This is a genomic window from Dyadobacter frigoris, from assembly GCF_005280585.1.
GTDB lineage: Bacteria > Bacteroidota > Bacteroidia > Cytophagales > Spirosomataceae > Dyadobacter > Dyadobacter frigoris.
In genome coordinates this window covers 482,988-509,191 of record NZ_SZVO01000001.1, presented here as the reverse complement: position 1 = coordinate 509,191, position 26,204 = coordinate 482,988, and the positions used below count along the sequence as shown (strand labels likewise).

The following is a 26,204-nucleotide window of genomic DNA, read 5'->3' as shown; positions in this document are numbered from 1 at the left end:
CTAATTTTTATTAAGTTTACCTAAGTTTACTTAGACATCAAATGTTCGACTAATGTTCGACGTATGTTCGACTAAATTTAGGCAGATATGGCAGTATCCACTAAGTTTGTTTTGAGAAGCCAGAGCACTTTGAGCGACTCGAACTTTCCGATAATGGTTCAAATAATCATTGACAGAAAGAACCAACTCGTCAGTACAAAGAAGTACTGCAAAAAAGAGCAATGGCAAAGCAGGGAACAATCCGTCTCCAGGAGCCATCCCAAACATAAGGAAATTAATCTTCTTTTAAGAACAATCGCATCTGAAATTGATTTCTTCATCATCTCGGAGGGAAAAAAGGGTAACAGACCTGGATTCGAAGAAATAAAAGATATTGTCCGAAATCTGACCGGTGGTCACACCGAGCCCGAACGGAGGAAATTATTTGTATTGTTTGACGAGCAAATCGAGTCCTTAAAAAAGCAGGACCGGATCGGTTATGCAGATACTTTTAAATCCACTCTGGGAAGTTTAAAAAACTTTATGGGAGACAAGGATAAGGAGCTTCTATCGATCAATACTTCTTTTTTGCTTAAATATGAGACTTACCTTATGGAGCGAGGATGTGCCATTACAACACGTAGTGTATATTTTCGAACCTTTCGTACGCTTTGGAAAAATGCGATTCGGGATAAGTTCTGCCCCGAAAGTCACTATCCTTTTAGGGACTTTCCTTTTGCAAAATACAACAAACCCAGAACTAAGAAGAGAGCCATAACAAAAGCCCAAATTGACCTGATAGCATCCAAAGTTATAGAACCGGAAGATGATCTGTTAATCAATTCGCGGAATTACTTCCTGTTTAGCTATTACTGCCGCGGAATTAATTTCATCGATTTGGGGACTTTGAAATGGTCAAATATTATAGAAGACGAGCTGCATTATATCCGAGCAAAAACCAAAGAAGAGTTTCGCTTCCGGCTTCATCCGGAAGCTATAAAAATTTTGGACTACTATAAAGGTCTTGAAGGGAATAGTGATGCTGGGTATGTTTTCCCGATTATTTACAAAAGGCATGCAACATTACAATCAATCCGTGACCGTTTGCAGAAAGTCAGGACGCGGGTGAACAGAGAGATAAAAGAGCTTGCTAAGTCCCTTGGAATTCAGAAACCGGTAACCACATACGTTGCCCGTCATTCCTATGCTACGGTACTCAGAAGAAGCGGTGTTTCCAAGGAAAATATCGGGAGATCCTTAGGCCATGACAGTCTCAAGACAACAGATATTTATCTTGAAGATATTGGTGATCCGATTTTAGATGATTTAATAAACGATACTTTATAATATGTATTTTTTCGATTTACCAGGCTTTCATCCCGTTAACGGAGTTGACACAGATGATAATGGAAAATATCCATATCTACATTTTAAAGACACTATGTTTGAAAAGGATGATACTAATTATATCGATTCCTATTTTCCGTTCAAGAACTTCACTATTGCCGAAGGAAAAACCGCATTTGTAAGCGAAAAGAATCTGATTGCCATTTTTAAGTACGATCCCAATTTTAGAGATGACCTTTTAATAGATCATAATCATGCAGTTTCAAAAGAATTGCTCAGTTCAATAAAGGAGGATTTTCATAAAGGTTATTTAGCCGGCATTTCGGATTTTCCGCGACAAATTCAATTTGCAATAAATCTTGTAGATAGCCCCTTGAAAGAAATCAAGCTCCGAAACTTCATTGAGTTTTGCGGCGATCATTTATTTTTTGAGGGATTTGCAACTCCTAAATGCCTTTACGCATTAGGGTTTATTCAGGCGTATTTACTTAAGGCTTTTGGAGAATATCACAATTTAATCCAGAGTATTAAGCATAGCTTGCCGAAAGAGAAATTAGAAGAAAATATATCAGAAGAGGCCGTAATCGAAGAAGCTGTTCAAAAAGACGAGATATTCAAGGCAGACCTAGTAGAAAAAAATGTACCGGAAGAAGTAGTATCAGCAGAATGTGTTCAAGGAGACTTGAAGATTGATACACAACTAGTTGAAAAAAATATATTGGAAGAGGTGGAATCTATCGAAGCTGTTAAGAAAAACGCGATATTCAAGGCAGACCTAGTTGAAGAAAATGTACCAGAAGAAATAGTATCCGCAGAATGTATTCAAAGTGATAAAGATCCTCATGAACAATTAGTTAAAAAAAATATCCTGGAAAAGGGGGCATCTATCGAAGCTGTTCGAGAAGACGAGATCTTCAAGACAGATATAGTCGAAGAAAATGTATTTGAAGAAATGCCACTTTCAGAAGCTATCCACGAGGATGAGATCTCCGAGGCAGACCTACCTGAAGAAAATATTTTGGAAGAAAAGGAGCTCACAGTAGATATTGACCAAGACGAGAAACTTTTGGTAAATATAGAAGAAACAAAAGCAATGGGTGGAATGAGTAATGTTTTCGCACATTTTCCGACGAAAGAAGTTGAGAAAGTAAGATTCGAAAGAATTTCCTTGGACTGTCCCACAGATGAAATTATTTCACTTTGGATGATTTTATTGGAGGTTTGGAAATGTAAACCGGTTAATTCAATTCAGGTATTTTTTGAACCAAAAGAAATTTTAGACTTATTGGGTAGCATGTTTGACGATTCTACAAAAAAACGAATACTACCAAAATCTAAACATAAATATTATAACTTACCGCCAGGGAAATATGACAGAATAATAAATCTTCTAATGCACGTTACGTACAAATTCAATACAGACAGGAATAATATTAATCTTGAAAAATACTGTGAAGCATTGATTGGAACTTTCTCTTGTTATAGCAAAACGAAAATTGCCAGCTTAAAAAGTAACATCAATAAGGAGAGAGGGAATATAGTTCAAAGTATCAAATCACTACCAGAAAGCCATTATAAAAAAGACTTTTTTGAGGTTTTAGGAAAAATCAACGAATATAAAAATTAGGTACTTCTTACTACTATAAGCTTTTGTTAATCAATTCAATTACATGATGATAGCATTAACCTATTTTGACCTTCATTGCGAGACGTAAAGTATTAGAAATTGAATGGAGTAAATATTGTAAATATCATCTCATAGTCATTTGGAATACCAAATTAAAATAGCCTTATTACTTATTGATGAGGGGAGTTAAGTCAAATAATTGCCCTCATAATTTATTAATGAATCAATATAACCATCCTCCTTTAGATAGAACCAAAAAGTTAACATGGATAACGCAGCGCTAGTTACAGGTAAGAAGTATATTAAAGATATTTTTAGTCCGGAGCAGTTTTACAATGTACCCGAATATCAGAGACCATATGTGTGGGGGCAAGATCAGATTTACGCATTTCTTGAGGATGTAAGTAAAGCGATGGATAGTGATAGCTCCAAGGAGTATTTTATAGGTTGTATGATTTGGAATACAAGATCGGTCCATGACAGTAATAATTTGAACTATAATTATCAAGATATTTTGGATGGGCAACAGAGATTTATAACTCTGTTTTTATTACATGGCGTTTTGCGAGATTTATCTTCTGAAATAGGTCTGAAAGATAATGTCCAGAAGAGGCTTGTCCAAGAGGCTGATGTCTACAATAATATACCTTCACGAAATCGAATTGAGTTTGAAATCCGTGATGATAAAGATTTTCTTGACTTATTCCTTATTCCAAGAGATTCTACACTAGACACATCAGGTATAAAGAGGATAATTGAGGACCCACAGGCCGGCACCTCTATAAAAAACATGGCCCTCGGGATACTTAACTTGCGAAAGTGGTGGCTGGATAAAATGGAAGAAACTATTGATTTTAAAGGAAATTATATTGGTGAATTTTATAAATACTTATCAACCAAGGTTTTAGCTCTGTATTTAGCCACGCCTAACAATCTTGACGATGCTTACAATTTATTTACGGTATTGAATAGTCGAGGCTTACAACTTCAAGTTAGCGACATTCTACGAGCACAAAACTTACGAGAAATACAGGATTCTGATCTTCGAAAAAGTTATGCTTCTAAATGGTCCGATTATGAGAATGCTATAGGTGCTCCTTACAGAAGTTTTGATGATTTCTTATGGGCTATAGTTTTTATAAAAATGAAATATCGAAGTGACGATAACAAAAGCTTAACTAAGGCTTTCGAATTTATGTTCAAGAGGAAATTGCTTACTAAGGGAGCAGACACTTTAAACACAATTGGTAAATATGTCAAACATTACGAAGCAATTACGAATGGTTCAATCTTCAGCAAGGAAACTAACAACTTATTTGCTAACCTAAATTTCATACTTTCCAGTGTATTTGGAAATCAGTATCTAACGCCATTGATGCATTATCGCGAGTGTTTTGGCGATTTGAAAATTGTTGATTTTATGCAAAAAGTAGATAATCTGTTTTCGATATCATGGCTTTTTAATCGGAGACAATCTCTTACTAGAACATTTTTAATACTTAAAAGAATTGAGAATTATTCTGACAAAGTGAAAAATAGTGAATTGTCAAAAGAAGAGGCTGTAGATCGAATGTTAGAAGATTCATCATTACGATACGATTTTTACGACGAGCAAATTTCATCGGAAAAGCCAATCAATATTAAAGATTTAGGTAGCTTGTTAAGAAATGAAAAATGGGGGAGTTTTTCAGGTACAAAAATTAACAAAACTCGATATTTACTCTTAAAGCTAGATCTCTTATTGAGTAATTCTTCAACTGTTTTACAATATAATAAGGACTCTTCCTCAATAGAACACCTAATGCCTCAAAACGTTGAGAATACACCTTGGGAGGTAGATCTTGATAAGCATAAAGAATGGGTGCATAGACTTGGGAATTTAGCATTGGTTGACAGAAATAAAAATGCTTCTTTAAGTAACAAGTTGTTTGATGAGAAAAAGACTAAGTATCAAGGGGCAATTGAAACTCGTGCAAACACAAATTTTATTTTCATGAGCAACAACAAGTGGGACATAGAGTCGATTGAGAAAAATCATGAACGTGAAATTTCCATTTTACTCCAGTACTATGAAGGAAATAGTCTCAAAACTTTTTTTCAAATAAAAAAGGAGTTGAATAATCCTACAACGTCAGTTATTGGCTAGGAAGTTAACCCTGATTGGAAGTTCTATGAAGAATGATACAAGAATGCAAGATGCTATGGGGACTAGCGTGACCCGTATAATAACCCAAGGAAATGCTGGGCATGGATTTCAAGATTTTGCCGCTTCTAATGATAATGGAGTTGACGGTATGATTATTCTTAGAAAAAATGGTGTAGATACTGGTGAGATATTATTTGTTCAGATTAAATGTGGTGGAGACTCAGGATATTTTGTTAAGGCCAAAAAGCGACCAGATGAATTTGGGGTTAAAGTAGGTAAAAAATATATTGATGAGCATCGGCCAAGATGGAATCGTATCTCTGCGCCAGTAATTTTGATATATGTTGATTATAATTCTCAAAAGGCTTGGTGGGCCGACTTGAAAGAGGAGCTTTCCTATTCAAGCACAAATAAAGGCATTATCCGAGTTAAAGAAAGACAAAGATTCGGGCAACATAGCTTTGGTGAATTTAGAGGACTAAAAGGCAGAGTTTTTATCAGTCCCGAAATTGAAACGATGAGTATTCTGAGCAATGAGCTTAATTATATAAAAGTTAACAAGCCGATTAAAGAATGCGCAAAACAGTTCTACAAAGGTTGGATTAATGCTGATATTAAAGAACGGCAGAATCCAGTACTAGGAGAAATCATTGTATCAAGAGTAGGCTGGCGGCATATAACACGCACAGATCGTAAACAGGAGCGACTAGTCAATTCATTACAGTTGCTGAGTGTAGCTCAGAAAATCATTATGAATTCAAAAAATGTCTATAGTATAAGGCAGGTAAATTCAATTTTAAACTCTACTGATAAATCTCGTATTATTACAGATTACATAGCACTTAAAAATAATATATCTTTCCCTTCTAGACAAACAAGCTTAATTCAGGTGATTTTGAAGAGAAAGCGAAAAATAGCCTCAGATGGAGCAATTGATACTAAAATTTGGTTTTATTCGGTTTACGAACCTTTGTCGCAAAAAACGAATTAAACACCATTAACCTTACAAAACCATCTTCGTTCTGAGCCATCGTACAAAGTCGCCTTATCAAAGTGAAGTGGTTAGTAAGGTAATGGCTAATCAAAGATACAACTAAATTCTTCTTCAGCCGACAAAAAGTTACGGAGAGTTATTATTCCAAAAGTGACTACTTGAACGTAGTCAACGTTATATTCCTTTTTTCAGTTTTTCTTAGTTTGTTTTGCCCATCACAAAAATCAAACAGATTATGATGGACACGACTGTATTAATTTCGTTATCGGGACAACAGCTGCATGAGCTGATCGAGTCCTCAATTAGAAAGGCACTGCAAGTGCAACCGGTTCCCAAGCCGGATGATACCGATACGCTCTTAGATACAAAGGAAGCAGCCCAGCTCATTAAGTATAAAGAGACCTCGATCTATGGGCTGGTGAAAAGAAAAAAGATCCCGTTCTGCAAAATTGAGGGGAAACTTCTATTCTCCAGACAAAAGCTTCTGGAATGGGTAGCTAATGGTCAAAACGAAATCTCAGGTAAGCTATGAAGAAAGAAACGAAGTATTTACGTATCGGCACTAGCTACTTCAAGGAAGTACGTAAGCCCCTCTCTTCCGGAGATACCATGACAACGCTGATTCCCTGGTCTGCGCATTGTATCAGATTGGATCATGGTAAAGCTTTTCTCAAAGATAATGTAGGCCTGTATGACGGATTTTGCTTTGTGCCCAGTCATCTGCGATATGAACAGAAGGTTGCTGGATTTTACAACCGCTACCAACCGTTTCAGCATACGCCCCGTGAAGGTGATCCGGCTACCATAACCGGCTTTCTTCGCCATATATTCGGAGAGCAGATTGAGATGGGCTATGATTATTTCAAAGTGCTTTTAGAAAAGCCTACGCAGATTCTGCCCATCCTGTGTCTGGTCAGCGAGGAGCGCAATACCGGGAAAACAACATTCCTGCATTTTGTTAAATCTATTTTCGGAGACAATATGACCATTAACAGCAATGAGGATTTCCGCTCAAACTTCAACATAGAGTGGGCCCAAAAGCTAATCATTGGTGTAGACGAAACATTTCTGGACAGAAAGGAAGATTCTGAACGGATCAAGAATTTAAGCACAGTCAGGTTCTATAAAGCCGAAGCAAAAGGTTTTGACCGGCAGGAAATTGAGTTCTTTGGAAAGTTTATTCTGTGCAGTAATAACGAAGACCATTTTATCATTGCCGAGCCAGGTGAAATACGCTACTGGGTACGGAAAATTCCTGCACTTAAATTCGATAACGAAAAGCTTTTGGCTATGCTTCAGTCGGAGATTCCCTACTTCATTCATTTTCTTATACACCGGGACTTCTCCTATCAGCAGCAGACACGCATGTGGTTTACCGCAGGTCAGCTTGCAACACCTGCATTGAAGAAACTGCTCAACCACAACCGAAATAAAATGGAACTGGAGATTGCCCACATCCTTCTGACCATTTTGGATGAAAAAGATCTGGAAGAGATCCGGTTCTGTACCGCAGACGTCCAAGACTGGCTAAATAAAAAGCATGTCCGGTACAAAGATCTTATTCAGATAAAACGGATACTGCAAAACGTTTGGAAACTGGTTCCGGCCAAAAATTCCTTGAGCTACCCACAATACAAGTTTCTGACAGATGGCAGTGTCTTTGAGCAAACGGGGAAAGGCAGATATTATACCTTGTCGAAAAAGAAGATAAATGAGTACAATGATATCTTCTAATATTTTGATGAATTGATGAGATATAGATTTAATATATTAATAATCAATAAATTATGGCGCATCAAAATCGCATCAGCAGCGCATCAAGCCTAAAACCATGATGCAGAATTCGATGCTTTTTGATGACACTTTGATGATGGGCTAAACTATTGAAATAGAATAAGATAAGCGCTTAGCGCATCAAATCATCAGTTTTTCAACATTTTAACTCCTGTAATTATGACTTGCCAGCAAGCCAAAGAGATCTCTATTGTAGAGTTTCTGAAAAGTAATCATGTCGACCCTGAATACATTCGTGGAAATGATCATTGGTATCTGTCTCCATTACGCCAGGAAAATACAGCCTCTTTCAAAGTTAATTCAGAGCTTAACCTGTTTTATGATCATGGAAGCGGCATTGGCGGCGACATTATTGATCTGGGTTGCCAGCTGTTTAAATGTGATGTGAAAGAATTATTATCAAAGCTTGAAGCAGGTTCTTTTTTATTTCAACAGCAACCGATTTTAAAACGACCTTTACATATATTGGATAGCGTTACCCAAGATGCAGATTTTTCGCTTATCAAAATTACGCATGTTCAGTCATTGGAAAACAATCAAGCTATTACTGATTACATCAAGTCAAGAGGGATTACGTCCGAAATTGCCAGACATTACTGCCAGGAAGTTTATTATCGGATCGGAGACAAAAGATACTTCGCAGCAGGTTTCAAAAACAGGTCTGGGGGATATGAATTACGAAGCCAATATTTTAAGGGCTCATCTTCTCCCAAGGATATTACGCATATCGAAAATGGTAACCGGTCGGTTTGTGTATTGGAGGGTTTCATGGATTTTTTATCCCTTCTGACGCTGAGGAAAGAAGAGCCGATACGCAGCGATTTTCTGGTTTTGAACTCTGTCAGTTTCGTGGATCGAAGTATGGGGATTTTGAAAGATTACAAAAATGTGTTTCTCTATTTAGATCATGATAACGCAGGCAGGAAGGCTTTGGAAAAATATGAAGCAGCCGGTCTGAACATCATTAATGCTTCCAATACTTATCGGAGATTTAAGGATCTCAATGAATATTTATTAGACCGACAATTAAGACAGCAGGAGTCAAAACAAGACCGAACTTTCAAAAAAGCCCGGGGGCTGGGCCTGTAATTGTCTTTAGGGAGCAAGTTTGTGTTTTCGCTTCACGAAAACCCATCCTGCTCTCGCAGGATTCAACTTGCCTTTTACTCCCGCTGGTCGCAAAAGGTTTGAAACAGATTACTCAAAGTGTGAAAGATATGACAGAGATAAAGGGAAAAAGAGTGCCTAAATCCAAAGGCGGAAGGCCGCTCATGAAGGTCAAACGCGAAAGTCATTTGATGGTCAGGCTGACAGAAAACGAGCGGTTTCTGGTCGAGGAAAAATCAAAAGAAGCAGGCATGCGTCCAAGCGAATGGTTTCGCCAGGCAGCAAAAAAAGCAAAGGTAATTGCACGGGTAAAACCAGAGGATGGGGACTCTCTCAGAATGCTGGCAGGACTTGCCAATAACCTCAACCAGCTTACGCGCCTTGCGCATAAGGATGGCTTGATCACCGTTCAAAAAAAGTGCCGGGAGCTACTTTTTGAAATTGATGGAGTACTCAAAGATTTGAGAAGCGATGATCGGTAAACTCACCATCGGAAGGAGCTTTGCGGGTGTGGTGCGGTACGTCATGGAAAAGCCTGAGGCCAGGCTCCTGCACGCGGAAGGCGTCAGAGGTGGAAGCGTTCAATCCGCGATCGATGATTTTAATATGCAGCGGAAAATAAACCCGGAGCTTAGTCGTGCAGTCGGCCATGTTGCTTTAAGCTGGAGTAAGAACGACACGGAAAAACTCTCGCCCGAAATCATGATACAGAGGGCGCAGGAATACATGCAGAAAATGAAAATCAATGAAACGCAGTATCTGATTGTGGAGCATAAGGATCGAAATCATCCGCACCTGCATATCATTTATAACCGTGTAGATAACAACGGTAAAACGATCTCAGACCGGCTACAGAAAGTCCGGAATCAAAAGGTCTGCAAAGAGATGACGCTTAAACACGGCTACTATCTGGGAAAGGATAAATCACTGGTCAATCGCCACCGGTTAACCGGCGCTGATAAAGTTAAATACGAGTTGTATGATGCCATTACGAAGGCAAGCCAGAAAGCAAAAAACTGGAATGAGCTGGCTGCATTACTTAAAGAGCGAGACATAGGGATCGTATTTAAATATAAATCAGGCAGCCAGCAGATCCAGGGAATTAGTTTTAGCAAAGGCGATATTAAAATGAAAGGATCAGAAATAGATCGGAGGCTTAGTTTTGCCAAACTCGATGAAAAGATCCGGCAGAATCAAAATCAACTAAGAAATCAGCGCTCACAGCCTACTTTGGGAGAATATTCTGCCGGAAAGGCTTCGCCCTCTCTGTTTATGCATTCACGACCGCCAATATTCAGTGATAGTTTGCTCAATGATCTTTTAAAACCGGAGCAGATTTCTCAGGAGCAAACACCATACGAGCTTAGGAAAAAGAAACGTCAAAAACGTAAAGGACATAGTTTATGAAAAAGATAGAAGAACAATTAGAGGGAATCGAGGAAATACTTTCGGTACTAATTAAGAAAACATCAGCCATCGAAGGATTGATCCAGAGGTCAGATCAGATGCCCGATACTACAAACAATGACATGATTACAGAAATTAAAAGTCATGTATTGAAATTACCAACGGCTAATGTTTTGCTGGGCACGCTTACAGCGATTCAGAAAAACATACAGTTTATTCCTAAGGAAACGAAAGTTGAAAACTTCCATCATTTTGATTTGAAGTCAAAAGGATTTATCATCTCGGCTGCAATCCTTTTAATTGTTTCCACGGTTTGCATTGGAATTGCAGTCAGCGCCTTCCGGGAAAATAATCGTTTGCAGCAAAGTGATTTGAAATACCGTATGATTCGGCAGGTTTACCCTACGGCAGCTGCCTGGGCTGATAGTACCTATTTTCGAGATCCGGAGTCCACTGAAGCAGAAACGCAGAAATTAGAAGCGCGGGAGCTTGTTTTGAAAGATGCAGAGAAGCTTTTGAAACAAAAACAACAAGAGACTAAAAATGCTCAGAATATCCTTAAAAAGCTCAGAAAGGAGTAGTTTGGATCAAGAACGACTGATGCTGCTGAAAAATTCCTTTTAATGACTTAAATGGATGAATTTGGCGGCATTAGTTTGTGAAAGTTTGTGTTTGGCTGCAAAAGTTTACTTTTGGCTAGAATGTCCTTCCAGGATTTTCAATAGCAATTGATTTTTTTCCTGCTCTGATTTCAATAAGCGTTCGTAGAGTTGTTTATTTTCCTCATGACTTTCAATTAATTTGTCAATAGGATTAAAGGTTGGATGGAAGTTAATTGCGTTTAAGGTTGAAGAATCATGACTATTAAACGTGTTGGATATCACGTTTAGCGCAGCATCTTCATCAAAATTCCTAATAGCTTCGGCCGGAACCTTTAGAATTTTAGCAACTTGTTCTAGAATATCCTGTTCTACAATTTCCTTTTGCTCCAATACTGACACTCTTTTTTGAGTCCAATCTTCACCTAGCTCATACGCAAGACCTTCCTGCTTAATACCAAGCATTTCGCGAAATCGTTTAATGTTCCGTCCTTGATGTACAATTTTCTTAATTTCAGGAGTTGATGTCATGGCGTAAATGTATTGCAGATTCTAAAATATCAAAGTTCTAAAATAGTAGATTCTAGCTAAAATACCCAATGTTAGAATTTTTTAGAATTCTTTCCTACGCGAACTTCCGAAATGTTTTATCATAAATTGCTGAGTTATGAGATTCATTTCAGAAAATACGAAGAACTTTCTGCCCGTTTGGTTGGCACCGGAAGAAATTAATGATCCAGCGGAATTCATTAAACAATATTGCGGTACGCATAGCATTGTATACTGTAGGTTTATACTTTGGCAAATGCTGAGTAATTCCGTTTCAACGGAAAATCAGCATATAGATGCTTCACCGGGGGAACAGCTATATTTTTTTGAGAATCTAATGCCTCTTATTGAAGCTGTGTATCTATTACAAAGAGAGTCAGCAAAGATGGTTGAAGGCATGTCGTCTGAGACAATCATTGAAAATGATAATAATTTGGAGATAACGGAAGCTAAATTGACTCATAGGTTGAATTACAAAGCTGAAAACATAAACTTTAACAAAGGAACTTTTAAGAAGAAGCAGAAAAATTTGAGAAAGCATTCAATCTGGTACCGTGAAAAAATCAACGATCCGATATCAGTTATTGCTAATTTCTTCGATGCCTATTCTCTCACCAGCTTTAGAACTTACCTTTATGAGGTGTTACAAACCACTTCGAACGACCATTTTTACCAAAAAGGTAGCCCGAGTGATGTTTTATATGTACTTGAAAAATTGGAGTCTTTGATAAATGCTGCATATCTGATTAACGATGAAAATTTTATGTTTGAAGTTAGCGATACTTCTGAAGTTAGCGATACTTTTAATGAAGTAAAGACGGTTCACCGGAATTTGGAGACAACACCTTCCATGCTTAGCAAGGAAGAGATTGAAGATCCAAAGAAAGTTCTTATCGACTTTTTTAATTTCAGGTCTCTTAAAGAATGGAAGAAAGAGCTGATAGAAATTAATGGCTTCGCGTTAAGCAAGCATCCAGCACAGGAATGGGGTGCCTGGATTGACTCTCTTTCGATTTTCGTTTATTCAATAAAGCTTACTGAAGCATTATTTCTTATCAGTCTATGTTATGATAACCGACAAGAATAGGATCGTTTGGGTTAGTCGGCAGTTATCGTAAATCTTCCGATAACTGCAGGCTAACCCAATATCTCAAGTGGGTCATTAATAGTCTTGACGCGAATATTTTCGCAGTTATCGGGTGACATCTCAGTGGGGCACTCAATTCCGACAATGTGCAACTCAGCGCTTAAAGGACTAGATTTTATTTTTCACTAAATCCTAACGAACTCACTGATACTAAATCAAAGCCAAAACCGAATCCTAAAAATGGGCTAGTCTTTCCATATTTTGATAAACCACTTTCAAATCCAATTGCAACGAGTAAATTTATTTTGTAGATAGATCCAATAATATTGAATCCGTAATTTATTCCTACTTCTTCTTTATCAATTGAATTTTTTGTTCCTCCCAGTCCTAGGAAACCGCCCCATCCCCAGAACGACGTCCTGGGTTTTACAAATTCACTTTGGTATATTCTTGTTCTTCCATAGATTTTAGACAGACTTATATTTGCATTTATGAATTCACTTCCAACTGTAGAGTTTTTTAAATTCATTCGTAAAGGAATATTAATCGCGAATAATTGCGTGCTTGAAAATGGCAAATCAAACCCTTTATATCTATTAATTACTGGATAGTTATCATCATCAGGTATGGTTATTATGAAGTCGCTGTAGTTGTCATCACTGCTTAGCACATTTGGCGTGTCAGCATTTGGGGTAATAGCATTTGGCCATAATTTTACAGACAAGGTGTCTTTTCTTATTGATATTTTCGTCAATGCTCCTCTAACATGTTCTAAATTTGTTTTTCGTACGGAATATTTTTTTTGAGTCTTATCGTATTTGTATAATTCAATATTCGGTTCATTTATTAGTCTTTTAAAATTATAATTAAATCGAAAATCCTGTTGTCCAAATGATAATTCACTCAACAACAAAAATGTAAAAATAAGGAGGATGTTTTTTTGCATATAGTAGTTTAGTTGAAATTATTTAATCGTATCCCTGGTTTGTTTTTCCTCGTTGATTTGCTGGGTATTCGACGATTTATGTAAAACTAGCTACTTACCTAAATGTAACCTTACCGTTTAATAATATACGAGTATTATTAAACCTTAGTTATGTTTAAAAAATGATAAACTGATCAATGATAATTAGTATCGCGAAGGGTCTGGTTTTTAGGCTGTATAATCGAAATAAGAATAGAGATACTGACTTTTTGTGGCATGGATAATTAAGAAAAAGTTTTTTTGCTAAAAGTCTATAATCCTAATCAATTGAAGTGGCAAAAAAATGGCCATAAGTTAGGCGGAATATTTATTGTTGTTGATTGGAAATTGTAAAATTTATTGAAGCAGTATAATGTAACTAGGGGTTCCAGTAAATTCGTATATTTGATTCTCCCAGCGCTTTGTTTTAGTAACTGGGTGATTTTTAGCTTGATCCCTCATTAGTTATGAATATTGCGCAGATAGAGAATAATTCACAACAGATAATACAATCATTTAACAAAGAGACCTTTATCTATGATCTGCTCTTAGCATATGGATTGCCTAAGGCTTCCATTTCAAAGCTCAAGATCGGCAATATGAACCTTTCCAAAACGGAAGGTGAAATCATTTGGAAGAAAAAGCTCTTTTTTAGATCCGTTGAAAATGCTGATGTTCATGAGGTCATTACTTCAATTAAGGGGGATGAAAGTAACCTACGTCATGAGCCACGATTTATAATTGTTACGGATTTTGAAACACTTTTGGCTGTTGATACTAAAACCTCAGACACGCTAGATATTACTGTTTTAAACTTACCAAAGCATTATGATTTCTTTCTGCCTTGGGCAGGAATGGAAAAGGCTGTCCACCAAAACGAGAATCCCGCTGATGTAAAAGCAGCGGAACGAATGGCTAAGCTTTACGATGAAATAAATAAAGACAACCCTACCAAAACCCCGGAAGAAGTACACAACCTGAATGTGTTTCTATCCCGTTTACTATTCTGTTTTTTTGCTGAGGATACAGGTATATTTAAAAAAAGCCAGTTCACCCACGCGATCAGCAATCACACGCAGACAGATGGTACCGACCTGAACAGCTACTTAAATACCCTGTTTGAGGTGATGAATAAGAGTGAAAGCCAGAGATCCAACTTGCCTGACTACCTCAATTCTTTTCCTTATGTAAATGGTGGTTTATTCAGGAATTCGCAAAGCGCTCCGGTCTTTACCCGAAGAAGCCGGCAGATGCTCATTGAAAGTGGTGATCTGGACTGGAGTGCCATCAATCCAGATATTTTTGGTTCGATGATCCAGGCGGTAATTACTCCCGAACACCGTGGTGGATTGGGAATGCATTATACTAGCGTACCCAACATCATGAAAGTAATTGAACCGTTGTTTTTGGATGAGTTGAGGGAGGAATTTGATGCAGGAAAAAATGAGCCCAAACGCCTCAACAAACTTCTTGACAGAATCAGCAGGATTAAAATTTTTGATCCTGCATGTGGTAGTGGGAATTTTTTAATTATTGCTTACAAAGAGTTGAGGTCTCTCGAAATAGATATTCTGCTTCAACTGCAAAAAATGCAGAAAGCTGCTACCGGATTTGAGCCATATCAATTAGAGTTAATCCCAAAATCGCAGCTGACGTTGGCTGCTCAATTTCAAGTTGAGTTATTTACAAGGGTACAGCTTTCACAATTTTATGGTATTGAGCTTGACGATTTTGCTCACGAAGTAGCAGTATTGAGCCTATGGCTCGCACAACACCAAATGAATACTAGATTTAAAGAAGTATTTGGAGCAGCTACACCCACTTTACCTTTGAGAGCTGGTGGAAATATTACCCGTGGGAATGCTACTCGTGTTGATTGGGAAGTGGTTTGTCCAAAAAAGGAAGACGATGAGATTTACATTTTGGGGAATCCGCCGTATTTAGGAAGTAGTGTTCAATCCCGAGATCAAAAACAAGACATGTCTTTTGTTTTTGACGGTTTGGCGGGATTTAAAAATTTGGATTATATAAGCTGTTGGTTTTTTAAGGGAGCCAATTATATAAGAAATGCTAATGCTAAATATGCTTTTGTTAGTACAAATTCCATCTCACAAGGAGAACAGGTTCATATGCTTTGGCCTATTCTCTTTTCTAAACATTTAGAAATAAGTTTTTGCACAACTTCCTTTCTATGGAGTAATAATGCAAAAGGCAAAGCAGCAGTTTTTTGTGTAATTATCGGACTTGCAAATATTTCAAATAAAGATAAGATCTACTTCAGAAATAATTTAAGGATGGCAGTGAAGAATATCGGGCCATACTTAATTCCAACAGAGACCAATTCAATAATCTCTAAACGCTTAAAATCCATTTCAAATTTACCTGAGATGACTTATGGAAACAAACCAGCTGACGGTGGGCACCTTCTACTATCGGACTCTGAAGTGCAAATTATGCCAATAACGGCACAACCATTTATAAAGAAAGCAATTGGCGCTAGAGAGTTTATAGACGGAGTAAATAGATGGTGTCTATGGATCGAAGACAATTACCTTGACCAGGCGAACGCGATTATACCTATTTTTGAAAGAATTAATTTAGTAAGAAAAATGAGGTTAGCAAGTCCTAAAATGGCTACGCAAAAGCTTGCTAGCCAATCCCATAAGTTTGGCGAGATTCGACATAAAGGTATTGAAGCAATATTGGTTCCAAGGCATGGCTCTGATCGGAGACATTATTTGCCATTTGGGTATGTCTCATCAAGCACAATAATTTTGGACTCTGCACAAGCAATTTATACTGATGAAACATGGATTTTTTCTGTCATTTCTTCGAAAATTCATTATGCTTGGATAAAAGCGTCCTGTGGTAAGATAAAGGAAGATCCTAGATATTCTTCATCACTAGGATACAACACCTTCCCTTTCCCCAAAATCTCCGACTCCCAAAAACAAGAACTTGAAAAACACGTTTACCGGATATTTGAAGAGCGAGAAGCACACTCTGAGAAAAACTTGGCCCAGCTTTATGACCCCAAAAAAATGCCTGCGGGTTTACGCGAAGCACACCGGCAGAATGATCTGGCAGTGGAGCGTTGTTATCGTACTAAGCCATTTGAAAGCGATGAGGAGCGGTTGGAGTTTTTGTTTAAATTGTATGAGCAGATGATTGCTGCGGAAAAGGATAAAGGGACGTTGTTCGAGAAGGAGAAGAAAAGTAAAAAAATGAAGCAGTAATGAAGAAAATTCTAGATAACCTATTGGCACTCTCTACTGAAAATGAAGTGGTTGAGTTTAAAGAAGCCAAAACCCAGTTTGATAGAGATAGGCTCGGCCAATATTTTTCGGCTATAAGTAATGAAGCAAACTTGAAGGGAATTGCAAGTGGATGGCTTGTCTTTGGGATTAAGGATGACAAAACCGTGGTTGGCACAACAATTAGTGACGCTCAATTGAATGACTACAAAAATGAGATCGCACAACGGACCAGTCCACGCCTGACATTTGATGAAACGACACGTGTTGAAATAGCGGGAAAGATAGTAATATTATGCAGAGTGCCTGCTGCGCCACAGGGGCAGCCTGTTTCTTGGAAAGGACATTACTATGGTAGAGATGGAGAAAGCCTTGGGGCTTTGAACCAAAGAGAGTCTGATTTAATCCGGAATCAACGTACAATCTCCGACTGGTCAGCACAAATAATACCAGAGGCTACTATTGATGATTTGGCACCAGAGGCGATTTTAAAAGCCAAAGAACAATTTCGATTAAAAAATTCAGGTATTGCCCATGAAGTTGAAAGTTGGACTGATGAAGTTTTTTTGAATAAGGCCAAGATAACGATACAGGGAAAAGTTACAAATGCGGCAATAGTACTGTTAGGAAAGTCTGAATCGCAGCATTTTATAAATCCTGCTACAACTATAATTTCCTGGATACTAAAAGATCGCGACAATATTGAAAGAGATTATCAGCATTTTTCATGTCCTCTAATCCTTAATGTAGACATTGTTTATACTAAGATTAGAAATCTGAAATACAGGTATTTACAAGAAGGAACATTATTTCCGGATGAAGTAGATCAATACGATCCATACATAATTAGAGAGGCATTAAACAATTGTATTGCACATCAAGATTATACGTTAGGCGGAAGAATCAATATCGTAGAAAAGGAAAGCGGGGAACTGATATTTTCAAATCTTGGATCTTTTATTCCTTCTTCAATAGAGGCAGTAATAGAGGCTGATGCACCCGAGCTTAAATATCGAAATCATTTTCTTGCCCATGCGATGGTTGGTCTAAACATGATTGACACCATTGGAAGTGGTATAAAAAGGATGTTTGTGATTCAGAAAAACAAATTTTTCCCCTTGCCTGACTATGATCTATCTGATCAGAAAGTGTCAGTTAGAATTACCGGAAAAGTTGTCGACACCAACTATGCCCGGAGATTAGCAGAAATGCCTGATTTAAGTTTGCATGATATTATGCTGCTTGATAAAGTATCCAAGCAAAGAGTACTTACAGACGAAGAAATTTCAAGGTTAAAATCCAAAAATTTAATTGAAGGCCGGAAACCAAATTTCCATATTTCAGCTAACGTTGCTAAGAATACAAACCAAAAAGGGACCTATATCAAACTTAAGGGGATTGACAACGACTATATTAAGAAAATAATATTGGACAGTATCAAAGAGCTAGGAGAGATAAAGCGGTCAGAACTGGAAAATGTCTTAATTCCAAAAATTTCGGAAGGCTTAGACATTAGTCAAAAGAAAGATAAAATTAAGAATTGCCTACAAAGTCTTAGAAACGAGGGTGTTATAGTTTCTTCTGGTAAGATGTGGAGAATAAAATCCTGATTATTTAGACATTATTTAGACATTATTTAGACATTTTAGGGCTCTGAAACTAGGATTTCAATCTGATCATCAACTTTCCAAGCAAGGACAGGGTTTATAGCTTGTCCAAAAAATAATAAAATAAAAATAAAACTGAAAATAAAACTGGTTAAACAACTTAAAATCAATTAGTTGATTTGTTTATTGGTTTTAAAACATAAGAAAATAAACCCTACTCAATGCCCGATATTGTACAAGTAACCTACGGTCAAACTGGCCAAAGCTCGAAGATTAACCCATTGGGAATGCGTGAGATGCAGGAAAAAGCCTATCAGTCGAGAGATGCGCAATATCTTTTGCTCAAAGCGCCGCCTGCTTCTGGGAAATCTCGGGCACTGATGTTTATAGCACTGGATAAATTAATCAACCAGGGTTTAAAAAAAGTAATTGTAGCCGTCCCAGAAAGATCCATTGGTGGATCATTTGGTACAAATCATTTGAAAGACTATGGTTTTTTTGCCAACTGGGAACCAAACCCCATGTACAATCTTTGTACACCAGGAATGGACGGAAGTAAGAGTAAAGTTCAGGCGTTTAAAAACTTCATAGGTAACGACGAGAAAATTCTCATTTGTACACATGCAACCCTTCGATTTGCTTTCGAGGAATTGGAAGAATCGGAATTCAACGACGTTCTGTTAGCCATTGACGAGTTTCACCATGTTTCAGCGGACAGAGATAGCCGATTAGGAGAGTTGTTACGTTCGATCATGAAAAAGTCGACGGCTCATATCGTCGCCATGACTGGTTCTTATTTTCGCGGAGATAGTGCGCCGGTACTTATGCCAGAGGACGAAGCGAAGTTTACCAAAGTAACCTACAATTACTACCAGCAGCTAAATGGATATACGTACCTAAAATCGTTAGGGATCGGCTACCATTTTTACCAGGGAAAATATACTTCCGCTATTCTGGAAATACTTGATACGGACAAAAAGACCATTGTACACATACCAAATGTGAATTCGGGTGAATCATCTAAGGATAAGCACAATGAAGTTGATATCATTATTGACGCAATCGGAGAAATTATTAAAGTCGATCCTGACACCGGAATTATATATCTGAAACGGCATACTGACGGAAAAATTTTGAAAGTAGCCGATCTGGTAGACGACACCAATTCCAAACAACGGGAAAAAATACAGGGATATCTGCGGGATATCAAGACAGTGGACGACATGGACTTGATTATCGCATTGGGTATGGCCAAAGAAGGTTTTGACTGGCCTTATTGTGAACATGCACTGACAGTGGGTTATCGTGGGTCATTGACAGAAATTATACAAATTATTGGCCGATGCACCCGTGATAGTAGCAATAAAAGTCATGCGCAATTTACCAACCTTATTGCGCAACCTGACGCTGCGGATGACCAGGTGAAACTTTCAGTGAACAATATGCTGAAAGCCATTACGGCCTCACTGCTCATGGAACAGGTTTTAGCTCCGAACTTCAAGTTTAAGACAAAACTATCCGATGATAATAAATCAGAGGCAGGTGAAATCAAGATACACGGCTTCAAAACGCCAAGCTCCAAACGCGTAAAAGACATTGTCGAATCAGATCTTAACGACCTGAAAGCTAAAATTTTACAGGATAGTAACATCCTGAAGACGGTGTCCGGAAATGTAGATGCGGAGGTGATTAACAAAGTACTGATTCCTAAAATCATCCAGATCAAATATCCTGAATTGTCTGATGAGGAGGTTGAAGAAGTCCGCCAATACGTAGTTGTGGATTCTGTCATTAAAAGTGGAGAGATTAAAGAAGTTGGCGATCAGCGATTTATCAGAATGGCCGATAAGTTTATCAATATTGACGATTTGCATATTGACTTGATCGACAGGATAAACCCCTTTCAAAAAGCCTACGAGATATTGTCAAAGTCGGTTACTACCAAGGTCTTGAAAGTGATTCAGGATGTGATCGAATCAACCAGGATATCTATGGACTTTGAAGAAGCAAAGATACTATGGCCGAAGATCATTGATTTCAAAAAAACTTTTGACCGGGAACCAAGTCTCCATTCGACAGATCCTTTGGAAAGACGAATGGCTGAATGTATTATCTATTTGAAAGAAGAAAAACGCAAGCAAAGCAATGGATAAGAAAAGCATTTTAGATGAGATATTCTCAAATGACCCGTTTGGCATGCTCAACGCGAAGCCTTCAATAGGTTACATTCGAGACGATGACGACAGACTTGTGGCTTCTTTTAATGATGTAGTTGCTTTTTATCAGAAGACGAACCGGGAACCACAACAAGGAGGGGGTATTCAGGAACATACGCTTTATTCCAGATTAAAGGCAATCCGCGAAAATCCTGAAAAAAGCGAAAAGCTGAAAGAATACGATAAGCATGGTCTATTGAAATTCGAGAAAAAAGAACTTAACTCTCTGGATGATATTTTCAAAGATGACTCCCTTGGATTGTTGGGCGATTCTGATTCCGAAGGACTATTTCAGCTGAAACATGTACCAACACAGGATGAAAGAGCGAGTGCTGATTTTGTAGCCAAACGCAGACCGTGCAAAGATTTTGCTCAATATGAATCTAAGTTTAAGCAGGTTCAAAAGGACTTGTCAGAAAGTAAGCGCAGGCTGATTGAATTCCGTGAAGAGCTTTTAAATACCGGAGAATTTTATGTTCACAATGGTATCTTACTTTTGTTGGAACATGTTGATTTTGAAGAGGATGTACTTCCTTATAGGAGTGGTAGCAGACTACGTAAAGATGGGAGAACCAGAATCATCTTCGAAAACGGTACAGAATCCAATATGCTTTACCGCTCTTTGTATAAGTCTCTTCTAGCAAATGGGAAAGCTGTTTCTGAAAATTCCGAGAAGGTTAACGAGCGATTCCAAGAAAAATTCGGTGCTATCACAGATGAAGACAAAGAAGCAGGTTTCATATACATCTTAAAATCAAAGAGTGAAAAACCAGAAATAGCTGAAATTAAGAACCTGTACAAGATAGGCTATTCAAAAATTCCGGTTGAGGATCGTATAAAAAGTGCCAGCATTGAGCCCACATACTTGATGGCAGATGTAAGAATTGTTACAGTGTTCAAATGTTACAATATGAATCCGCAAAAACTGGAGCTGTTGTTACATAAGTTTTTTGGAAGCGCCTGCTTGAATGTTGACGTTTTTGATTTGAAAGGACAGCGGCATACTCCGAGGGAATGGTTCATTGCTCCTCTGTACGTTATCGAACAAGCTATCCATTTGACTATAAGTGGTAAAATTATTGATTTTGCTTATGATTCAAAAAGGACATTGATTATTAGCAAAAATTCAATTGGCCAACAAGGGAATGACGAATTGTAAGTGCTAGTAAAACTCCAACAGGTTAAAATTTAATATTTCGTATCTTCTAATAACTAAGGAGACTTAATTGATAATTGTAATATAAAATTATGATACGCAAAAATATTATTACAGTATATTGCAAAGCGCCCAGTTATTTATAAATATATTATTGTGAATAAATTACCTGTAGATGATGAAGTGGCTTATGCCATCTCACGGCTTGTGGAAGATTCAAGTGCTCGTAGAGAACCTAGCCATTCCGCAATTGAACAATTACTTCAAAGGACAGGTCTAGGAAAACTTGATCCGAACAAACCAGGCGCAACACCGGTGGGCAAAGCCAAACGAGTTCAAACGGTACTTTCGGCAGCTATAGAACAATTTCCTGATGAGGCTGAATCATTTACGGCAGGCCTTTTAAGCTTAGTACGAGCATGTGGCGGCTTTAGAGAGTCCTCTCCTAATTATACCGGAACAGACGTGATTCTTAATCTCAGCGCATCTTTTAAAAAACATAGAATTTTACTTTCCATTGATGGTATAGTAACGCCATTATTGCTTGACAACTTGTCGGGGACGAAGTTAACAGAAGCATTACAGATATATGTAAATCGAGCAAAAAAGGGGCACGAAGATGCAGCACTGATTATTGGTACAAGTAAAGATTTGATGGAAGCAGTATGTGCCCATGTAGTCACGGAAATATATGGATCTTACTCGCCAAGGGATAATTTTCCTACATTACTTGGAACTGCCTTTACGGCTTTAAATATGGCAACACCTGCGAACCCTATGGTTCCAAATGAATCAGCAATAAAGAATGTTGAAAGGGGATTATTTGAACTGGCATGTGCAATAAATAAGTTAAGAAATAAGCAAGGTTCAGGACATGGTAGACCGTTTATATCAACAATTTCTGATGATGAAGCTAAAACCTCAATTGAGTCTATTGGAATAATTACGGAATTTTTATTAAATAAGTTGAGTCACTTAAAATAGTTCGTAAGTATTAAGTTTTCCGGTAAAACGGTCTTGTAAGTAGATATACAGAAAGCTTCTCTAAATAATACCTAACTCTTTAAGAATATCACTTTTAAATTTACTAAAAGGGCGGTTGATAAAGTTTTCTGAGTGATATTCTGTCCCAAAAACAATACGATACATTTCTTCTTTCGAAACGATGACACCTCTAAGTAGATTTGAATCGAGAATTGATAAATACTTATCTGAGAAATGTTGCTTTGTTTGCAGAAGATCAAGTAGTTCTCCGGTATGGGAATTATAAATTTCTTCAAGTGCAAATAGCTCGACTGTCTTTTTAGCCTTGGATGTATCGGGTGTTTTAATTACGATACGGTGACCATGCTTCCCTTTGGAAAGTCTGTAGGTAAATTTAATGTCATTGATATCGTTATCTAGGTATGGATGCAGATACTCACGAAGATTCACTTTTTTTGAGCCTTTAATACCGGAATTACATATCGAACAACTTGGAATCAGATTAAAAAACGAAATAGCCAGAAGTGGATTTGTTCCTTTGTCTATGAAATGGTCAAATTGTGGACGCGTGATTTTCTTGCCATTGCTGTGGATGACAGTATTTGTATAATTCCGATTACAATAAGTACATGTTCTTATGTCAAGCGAATCCGCAAGATTGTATGCATCGTATTTGATTAATTTCTTGCTAACGAATATATCGTAGTTGAAGACATATTCTACCCCAGCTTTAATACCTTTATTTTTTTCGATTAAAGGATTTAGATTTTGATTGATTTTAACAAAGGTTTCAGGAACACCAATTAAAATATCGTCAAGTTTGTCGTTTATATAAAGGTCAAAAAAGCACTCGACCTGAGCATTATCAATATTTTTTATTTTTTTTATATTATCAATCCGATTATAGACGAATTCTGTCATATTCTTATGAAACTCGAGCTTTGCCTCTTTTACGGAAGCCCAATCTGGGTTAATATATAGCATTTTAGGAAAGTTTCTTTCTTAGAGATTCGAGTTGTGCAATTTGTTGATCTATAATGTCAATTTGAACATTCTTTTTGGTTTTTTCATCGAACATTTCTGCAAGTTTTCGCTGTACAATTGGCTCATCAATGATTTTTATTAAAGTTTCGTAGTAGTCGCTTTTATTTAGATCTTTTGGATCGTTTAACCAATTAATTACTTCCCTGATTTTATCAAATGCGAAATCTCCAATGAGCGAATTCTCCATAAAGAATGAGTCAGCTATCAAATCTGATATGTTTGCTCCAAATGTGTTTTTTGGCCTTCGCTTGCTGTCATAATCTAAGATAACTGACGGGCTTTCATAATCAGGCCGTTCCAAATAAACAACATGGCTATTAGGTATGTCGGACAACGTTATAGGATCATGAGTAGTGAAAATTATTTGTATAGAGGGTTGATTATCAAGTTCATCAAAAAAATAGGGGATTGTTCTGAGGAGTGCCTTAACATATCTTTTCTTCCACGTAATATGGAAAGTTAAATCTGCCTCATCTAATAGTAAAAGATAGGTCTGCTTAGGCCGACGAAACTTAGGTTCCTTGAGATTTGTATCTAAAAAGTCGTAAAGTTTCGAATAAAAATTTAGCAAGGCTGATTCCCCCGAGCTCATTCTCCGTGAAAAAGGCATATAATCAATAAATCCATCAACTCGTTCGCCGTCATCTGGAAATAAGTTTTCTGAATAAAACTTGTTGTAGTATCCGTTAAGATCACTGACAAAAGCCCGCTGTAATTGAAGAATTTTAATGGTGTCGTTAGTCGAAGATTTTAATGTGCTTGTAGAGACGGAATATTCACTTTTTACGTTATCAATGGCATCATTAATAGCATGTAAAAGTCTCTTAAGGCTGCCTTGGTCAAAAACTTGTATGTTTGTGGACTCACCAAATTTTATAGTACTGTAATCAGTAAAAATCAACAAGGACTGTTCTGCATCGGCAGTATCCAGTTTAGTTTTTAATTCATCGTATGGAAAGAAACCCTCTTGTAAGAAAGAATTTTTCTTTTCCATTTGTTTGTAAAGAAGGCTTACAATACTTTTTATTATATTTCTTTTAAGTATATACTTGTTAATTTCAATTTGATTTAAAACTTTGTCGCTCTCGAATTCTCTCATTTCGTGCCATTTAGATATTTCGTCAGAGGCTTTTTCTGATATCAATTTTAAAATTCCACGAAATTGATATGGAGTATTCCACTCCTTCTCTAAATTGTACCCACGAAAATGTAATATTGGCTCATAGTGTTGCTGCAAGTGAAAGATATTTGAAAATATCTTTTTTGTTTTAACCAAGTCTGAGTTTAAAAATTGAATTTGGCGTAGAGAGTTTTTAAATAGTAATTCCTGAGATACTGAATATGGAATGCCATTCTCGTTAGCATTCTTTCCCGTGGATCTATCAAGATCAAGTTCGATGCTCTTTTCAAATGAAATGTCGAAACTGTCCGCATCGTCAAAATTGGGATTATATTTATAATCAAAATGAGGAGAATAGTATATTGACTGCACAGAAACTTCAGATTCTTTTAACTCTTTCATCACTTCTGAGCTATCGTCTGATTTAAGATATACCTTTCCAAACCCATTTTTCAAAATGGATGGCTCAGCTATTATATCACTTTCAAATAACAGTATGCAATTTAATTGTGGGAAGGCATATTCATGCTTTACGAATCTACTTCGAATAATATCTAATAATGTCGATTTTCCAGATCCGTTTTGGCCAACAATTGCATTTAAACTCAAAATTTTGCTTACTGTATCCGTTAAGTTAAAGAAGTCATGTATATAGTTTTTATTTTTTGTTCTACTAACAATAATTTTCCCAGCTTGTTTTGAAAATTTATAAAGGTGTTTTCCCCCTAAGTTTAGGGATTGCGGTTGATCAAACAAAAAATCGTGTTCTTCAATATAGATGGCAGAAAGATGCATTAGTTAAAGTTTAGTTTTTTATTTCCATAAAATTGTGATTCCCATCTGGGGTCTGTAATCGATCTATAAAATTAGACTGAATATTGTGACAAAATATTTTGCTACGTTTGATATTTTGAGACTAGCCAAAGATGTTATTTACAACATATTTGGCATGTTAATTTATTATTACTAAAAAAATCAGTTGCAACCTAACACGGCAACCTGGTTACTCTTAGTAGGCCAGTTAGAGTATATCTTGATCTTTTTAACGAGAACCAGTTCACAAACTGGACTAAGCCTGTGGTTGCCGCAAGCTTCGATATAGGAATTGCCAAGCATGGAAGTGGTAACTTAATCTACAATATAAGTCACTTTACATGGGAAGCTCTCTACCGATGAAAAAACTTATTAAACGGCTTTCTAATTTTTAAATCTACTAGCAGGCT

At 37.1% G+C, this 26,204-nt stretch carries 20 protein-coding genes; 16 read left to right on the top strand and 4 right to left on the bottom strand.

What is annotated here, in order from left to right; translation table 11 throughout:
- The first annotated feature begins 87 nt into the window (after positions 1–87).
- The 10 genes from FDK13_RS02290 to FDK13_RS02245 all read left to right on the top strand — a co-directional run bounded on the left by FDK13_RS02290 (position 88) and on the right by FDK13_RS02245 (position 10,982).
- Positions 88–1,326, top strand: a complete 1,239-nt coding sequence (locus FDK13_RS02290; RefSeq protein WP_137338349.1) for a site-specific integrase — start codon at positions 88–90, stop codon at positions 1,324–1,326.
- Between the two features lies 1 nt (position 1,327).
- Positions 1,328–2,953 (top strand): hypothetical protein, encoded by a 1,626-nt coding sequence (locus FDK13_RS02285; protein WP_137338348.1) that lies wholly within the window; start codon positions 1,328–1,330, stop codon positions 2,951–2,953.
- A gap of 265 nt (positions 2,954–3,218) precedes the next feature.
- A complete protein-coding gene (locus FDK13_RS02280) occupies positions 3,219–5,099 on the top strand; it encodes a DUF262 domain-containing protein (protein ID WP_137338347.1) in 1,881 nt (626 codons plus the stop codon).
- Between the two features lie 25 nt (positions 5,100–5,124).
- The gene (locus tag FDK13_RS02275) at positions 5,125–6,090 is read left to right on the top strand and encodes a DUF4365 domain-containing protein (protein ID WP_137338346.1); all 966 of its coding nucleotides are present in this window, start codon (positions 5,125–5,127) and stop codon (positions 6,088–6,090) included.
- 238 nt (positions 6,091–6,328) lie between these two features.
- On the top strand, positions 6,329–6,625 hold the full coding sequence (locus FDK13_RS02270; protein WP_137338345.1) for a helix-turn-helix domain-containing protein: 297 nt from the start codon (positions 6,329–6,331) through the stop codon (positions 6,623–6,625).
- Positions 6,622–7,827, top strand: a complete 1,206-nt coding sequence (locus FDK13_RS02265) for a primase-helicase family protein (RefSeq protein ID WP_137338344.1) — start codon at positions 6,622–6,624, stop codon at positions 7,825–7,827. The genes FDK13_RS02270 and FDK13_RS02265 overlap by 4 nt, the downstream gene beginning before the upstream one ends.
- A gap of 219 nt (positions 7,828–8,046) precedes the next feature.
- Positions 8,047–8,976: a DUF8464 domain-containing protein gene (locus tag FDK13_RS02260; protein WP_137338343.1), complete on the top strand. Its 930-nt coding sequence runs from the start codon at positions 8,047–8,049 to the stop codon at positions 8,974–8,976.
- 128 nt (positions 8,977–9,104) lie between these two features.
- Positions 9,105–9,476, top strand: coding sequence for a plasmid mobilization protein (locus FDK13_RS02255; protein WP_137338342.1), 372 nt, complete (start codon positions 9,105–9,107; stop codon positions 9,474–9,476).
- A complete protein-coding gene (locus FDK13_RS02250; protein WP_137338341.1) occupies positions 9,466–10,401 on the top strand; it encodes a relaxase/mobilization nuclease domain-containing protein in 936 nt (311 codons plus the stop codon). Before FDK13_RS02255 ends, FDK13_RS02250 begins: the two co-directional genes overlap by 11 nt.
- Positions 10,398–10,982 (top strand): hypothetical protein, encoded by a 585-nt coding sequence (locus FDK13_RS02245; protein WP_137338340.1) that lies wholly within the window; start codon positions 10,398–10,400, stop codon positions 10,980–10,982. Before FDK13_RS02250 ends, FDK13_RS02245 begins: the two co-directional genes overlap by 4 nt.
- 105 nt (positions 10,983–11,087) lie before the next feature.
- On the opposite strand, the gene FDK13_RS02240 is transcribed toward FDK13_RS02245, so the two are convergent.
- Entirely contained in the window at positions 11,088–11,531 is a 444-nt protein-coding gene (locus tag FDK13_RS02240) for a helix-turn-helix domain-containing protein (RefSeq protein WP_137338339.1), read from the bottom strand.
- Positions 11,532–11,667: 136 nt separating this feature from the next.
- On the opposite strand from FDK13_RS02240, the gene FDK13_RS02235 reads away from it, so the two are divergent.
- Positions 11,668–12,636, top strand: coding sequence for a hypothetical protein (locus tag FDK13_RS02235; protein WP_137338338.1), 969 nt, complete (start codon positions 11,668–11,670; stop codon positions 12,634–12,636).
- Between the two features lie 175 nt (positions 12,637–12,811).
- Here FDK13_RS02235 and FDK13_RS02230 read toward each other — a convergent pair whose 3' ends face one another.
- Positions 12,812–13,582, bottom strand: a complete 771-nt coding sequence (locus tag FDK13_RS02230) for a hypothetical protein (protein WP_137338337.1) — start codon at positions 13,580–13,582, stop codon at positions 12,812–12,814.
- Positions 13,583–14,067: 485 nt separating this feature from the next.
- Between FDK13_RS02230 and FDK13_RS02225 the strand changes: the two genes are divergently transcribed.
- The 5 genes from FDK13_RS02225 to FDK13_RS02205 all read left to right on the top strand — a co-directional run bounded on the left by FDK13_RS02225 (position 14,068) and on the right by FDK13_RS02205 (position 22,817).
- A complete protein-coding gene (locus FDK13_RS02225) occupies positions 14,068–16,836 on the top strand; it encodes a class I SAM-dependent DNA methyltransferase (RefSeq protein WP_137338336.1) in 2,769 nt (922 codons plus the stop codon).
- Complete coding sequence (locus tag FDK13_RS02220; protein WP_137338335.1) at positions 16,836–18,464, top strand: RNA/DNA-binding domain-containing protein; 1,629 nt, start codon at positions 16,836–16,838, stop codon at positions 18,462–18,464. The genes FDK13_RS02225 and FDK13_RS02220 overlap by 1 nt, the downstream gene beginning before the upstream one ends.
- 218 nt (positions 18,465–18,682) lie before the next feature.
- Positions 18,683–20,614: a DEAD/DEAH box helicase gene (locus FDK13_RS02215; RefSeq protein ID WP_137338334.1), complete on the top strand. Its 1,932-nt coding sequence runs from the start codon at positions 18,683–18,685 to the stop codon at positions 20,612–20,614.
- The gene (locus tag FDK13_RS02210; RefSeq protein ID WP_137338333.1) at positions 20,607–21,836 is read left to right on the top strand and encodes a GIY-YIG nuclease family protein; all 1,230 of its coding nucleotides are present in this window, start codon (positions 20,607–20,609) and stop codon (positions 21,834–21,836) included. The genes FDK13_RS02215 and FDK13_RS02210 overlap by 8 nt, the downstream gene beginning before the upstream one ends.
- A gap of 153 nt (positions 21,837–21,989) precedes the next feature.
- Positions 21,990–22,817, top strand: a complete 828-nt coding sequence (locus tag FDK13_RS02205; protein ID WP_137338332.1) for an abortive infection family protein — start codon at positions 21,990–21,992, stop codon at positions 22,815–22,817.
- Positions 22,818–22,877: 60 nt separating this feature from the next.
- Here the strand turns inward: FDK13_RS02205 and FDK13_RS02200 are convergent, their stop codons facing one another.
- Positions 22,878–23,801: a hypothetical protein gene (locus FDK13_RS02200; RefSeq protein ID WP_137338331.1), complete on the bottom strand. Its 924-nt coding sequence runs from the start codon at positions 23,799–23,801 to the stop codon at positions 22,878–22,880.
- Between the two features lies 1 nt (position 23,802).
- The gene (locus FDK13_RS02195; RefSeq protein WP_137338330.1) at positions 23,803–25,776 is read right to left on the bottom strand and encodes an AAA family ATPase; all 1,974 of its coding nucleotides are present in this window, start codon (positions 25,774–25,776) and stop codon (positions 23,803–23,805) included.
- Positions 25,777–26,204 lie beyond the last annotated feature (428 nt).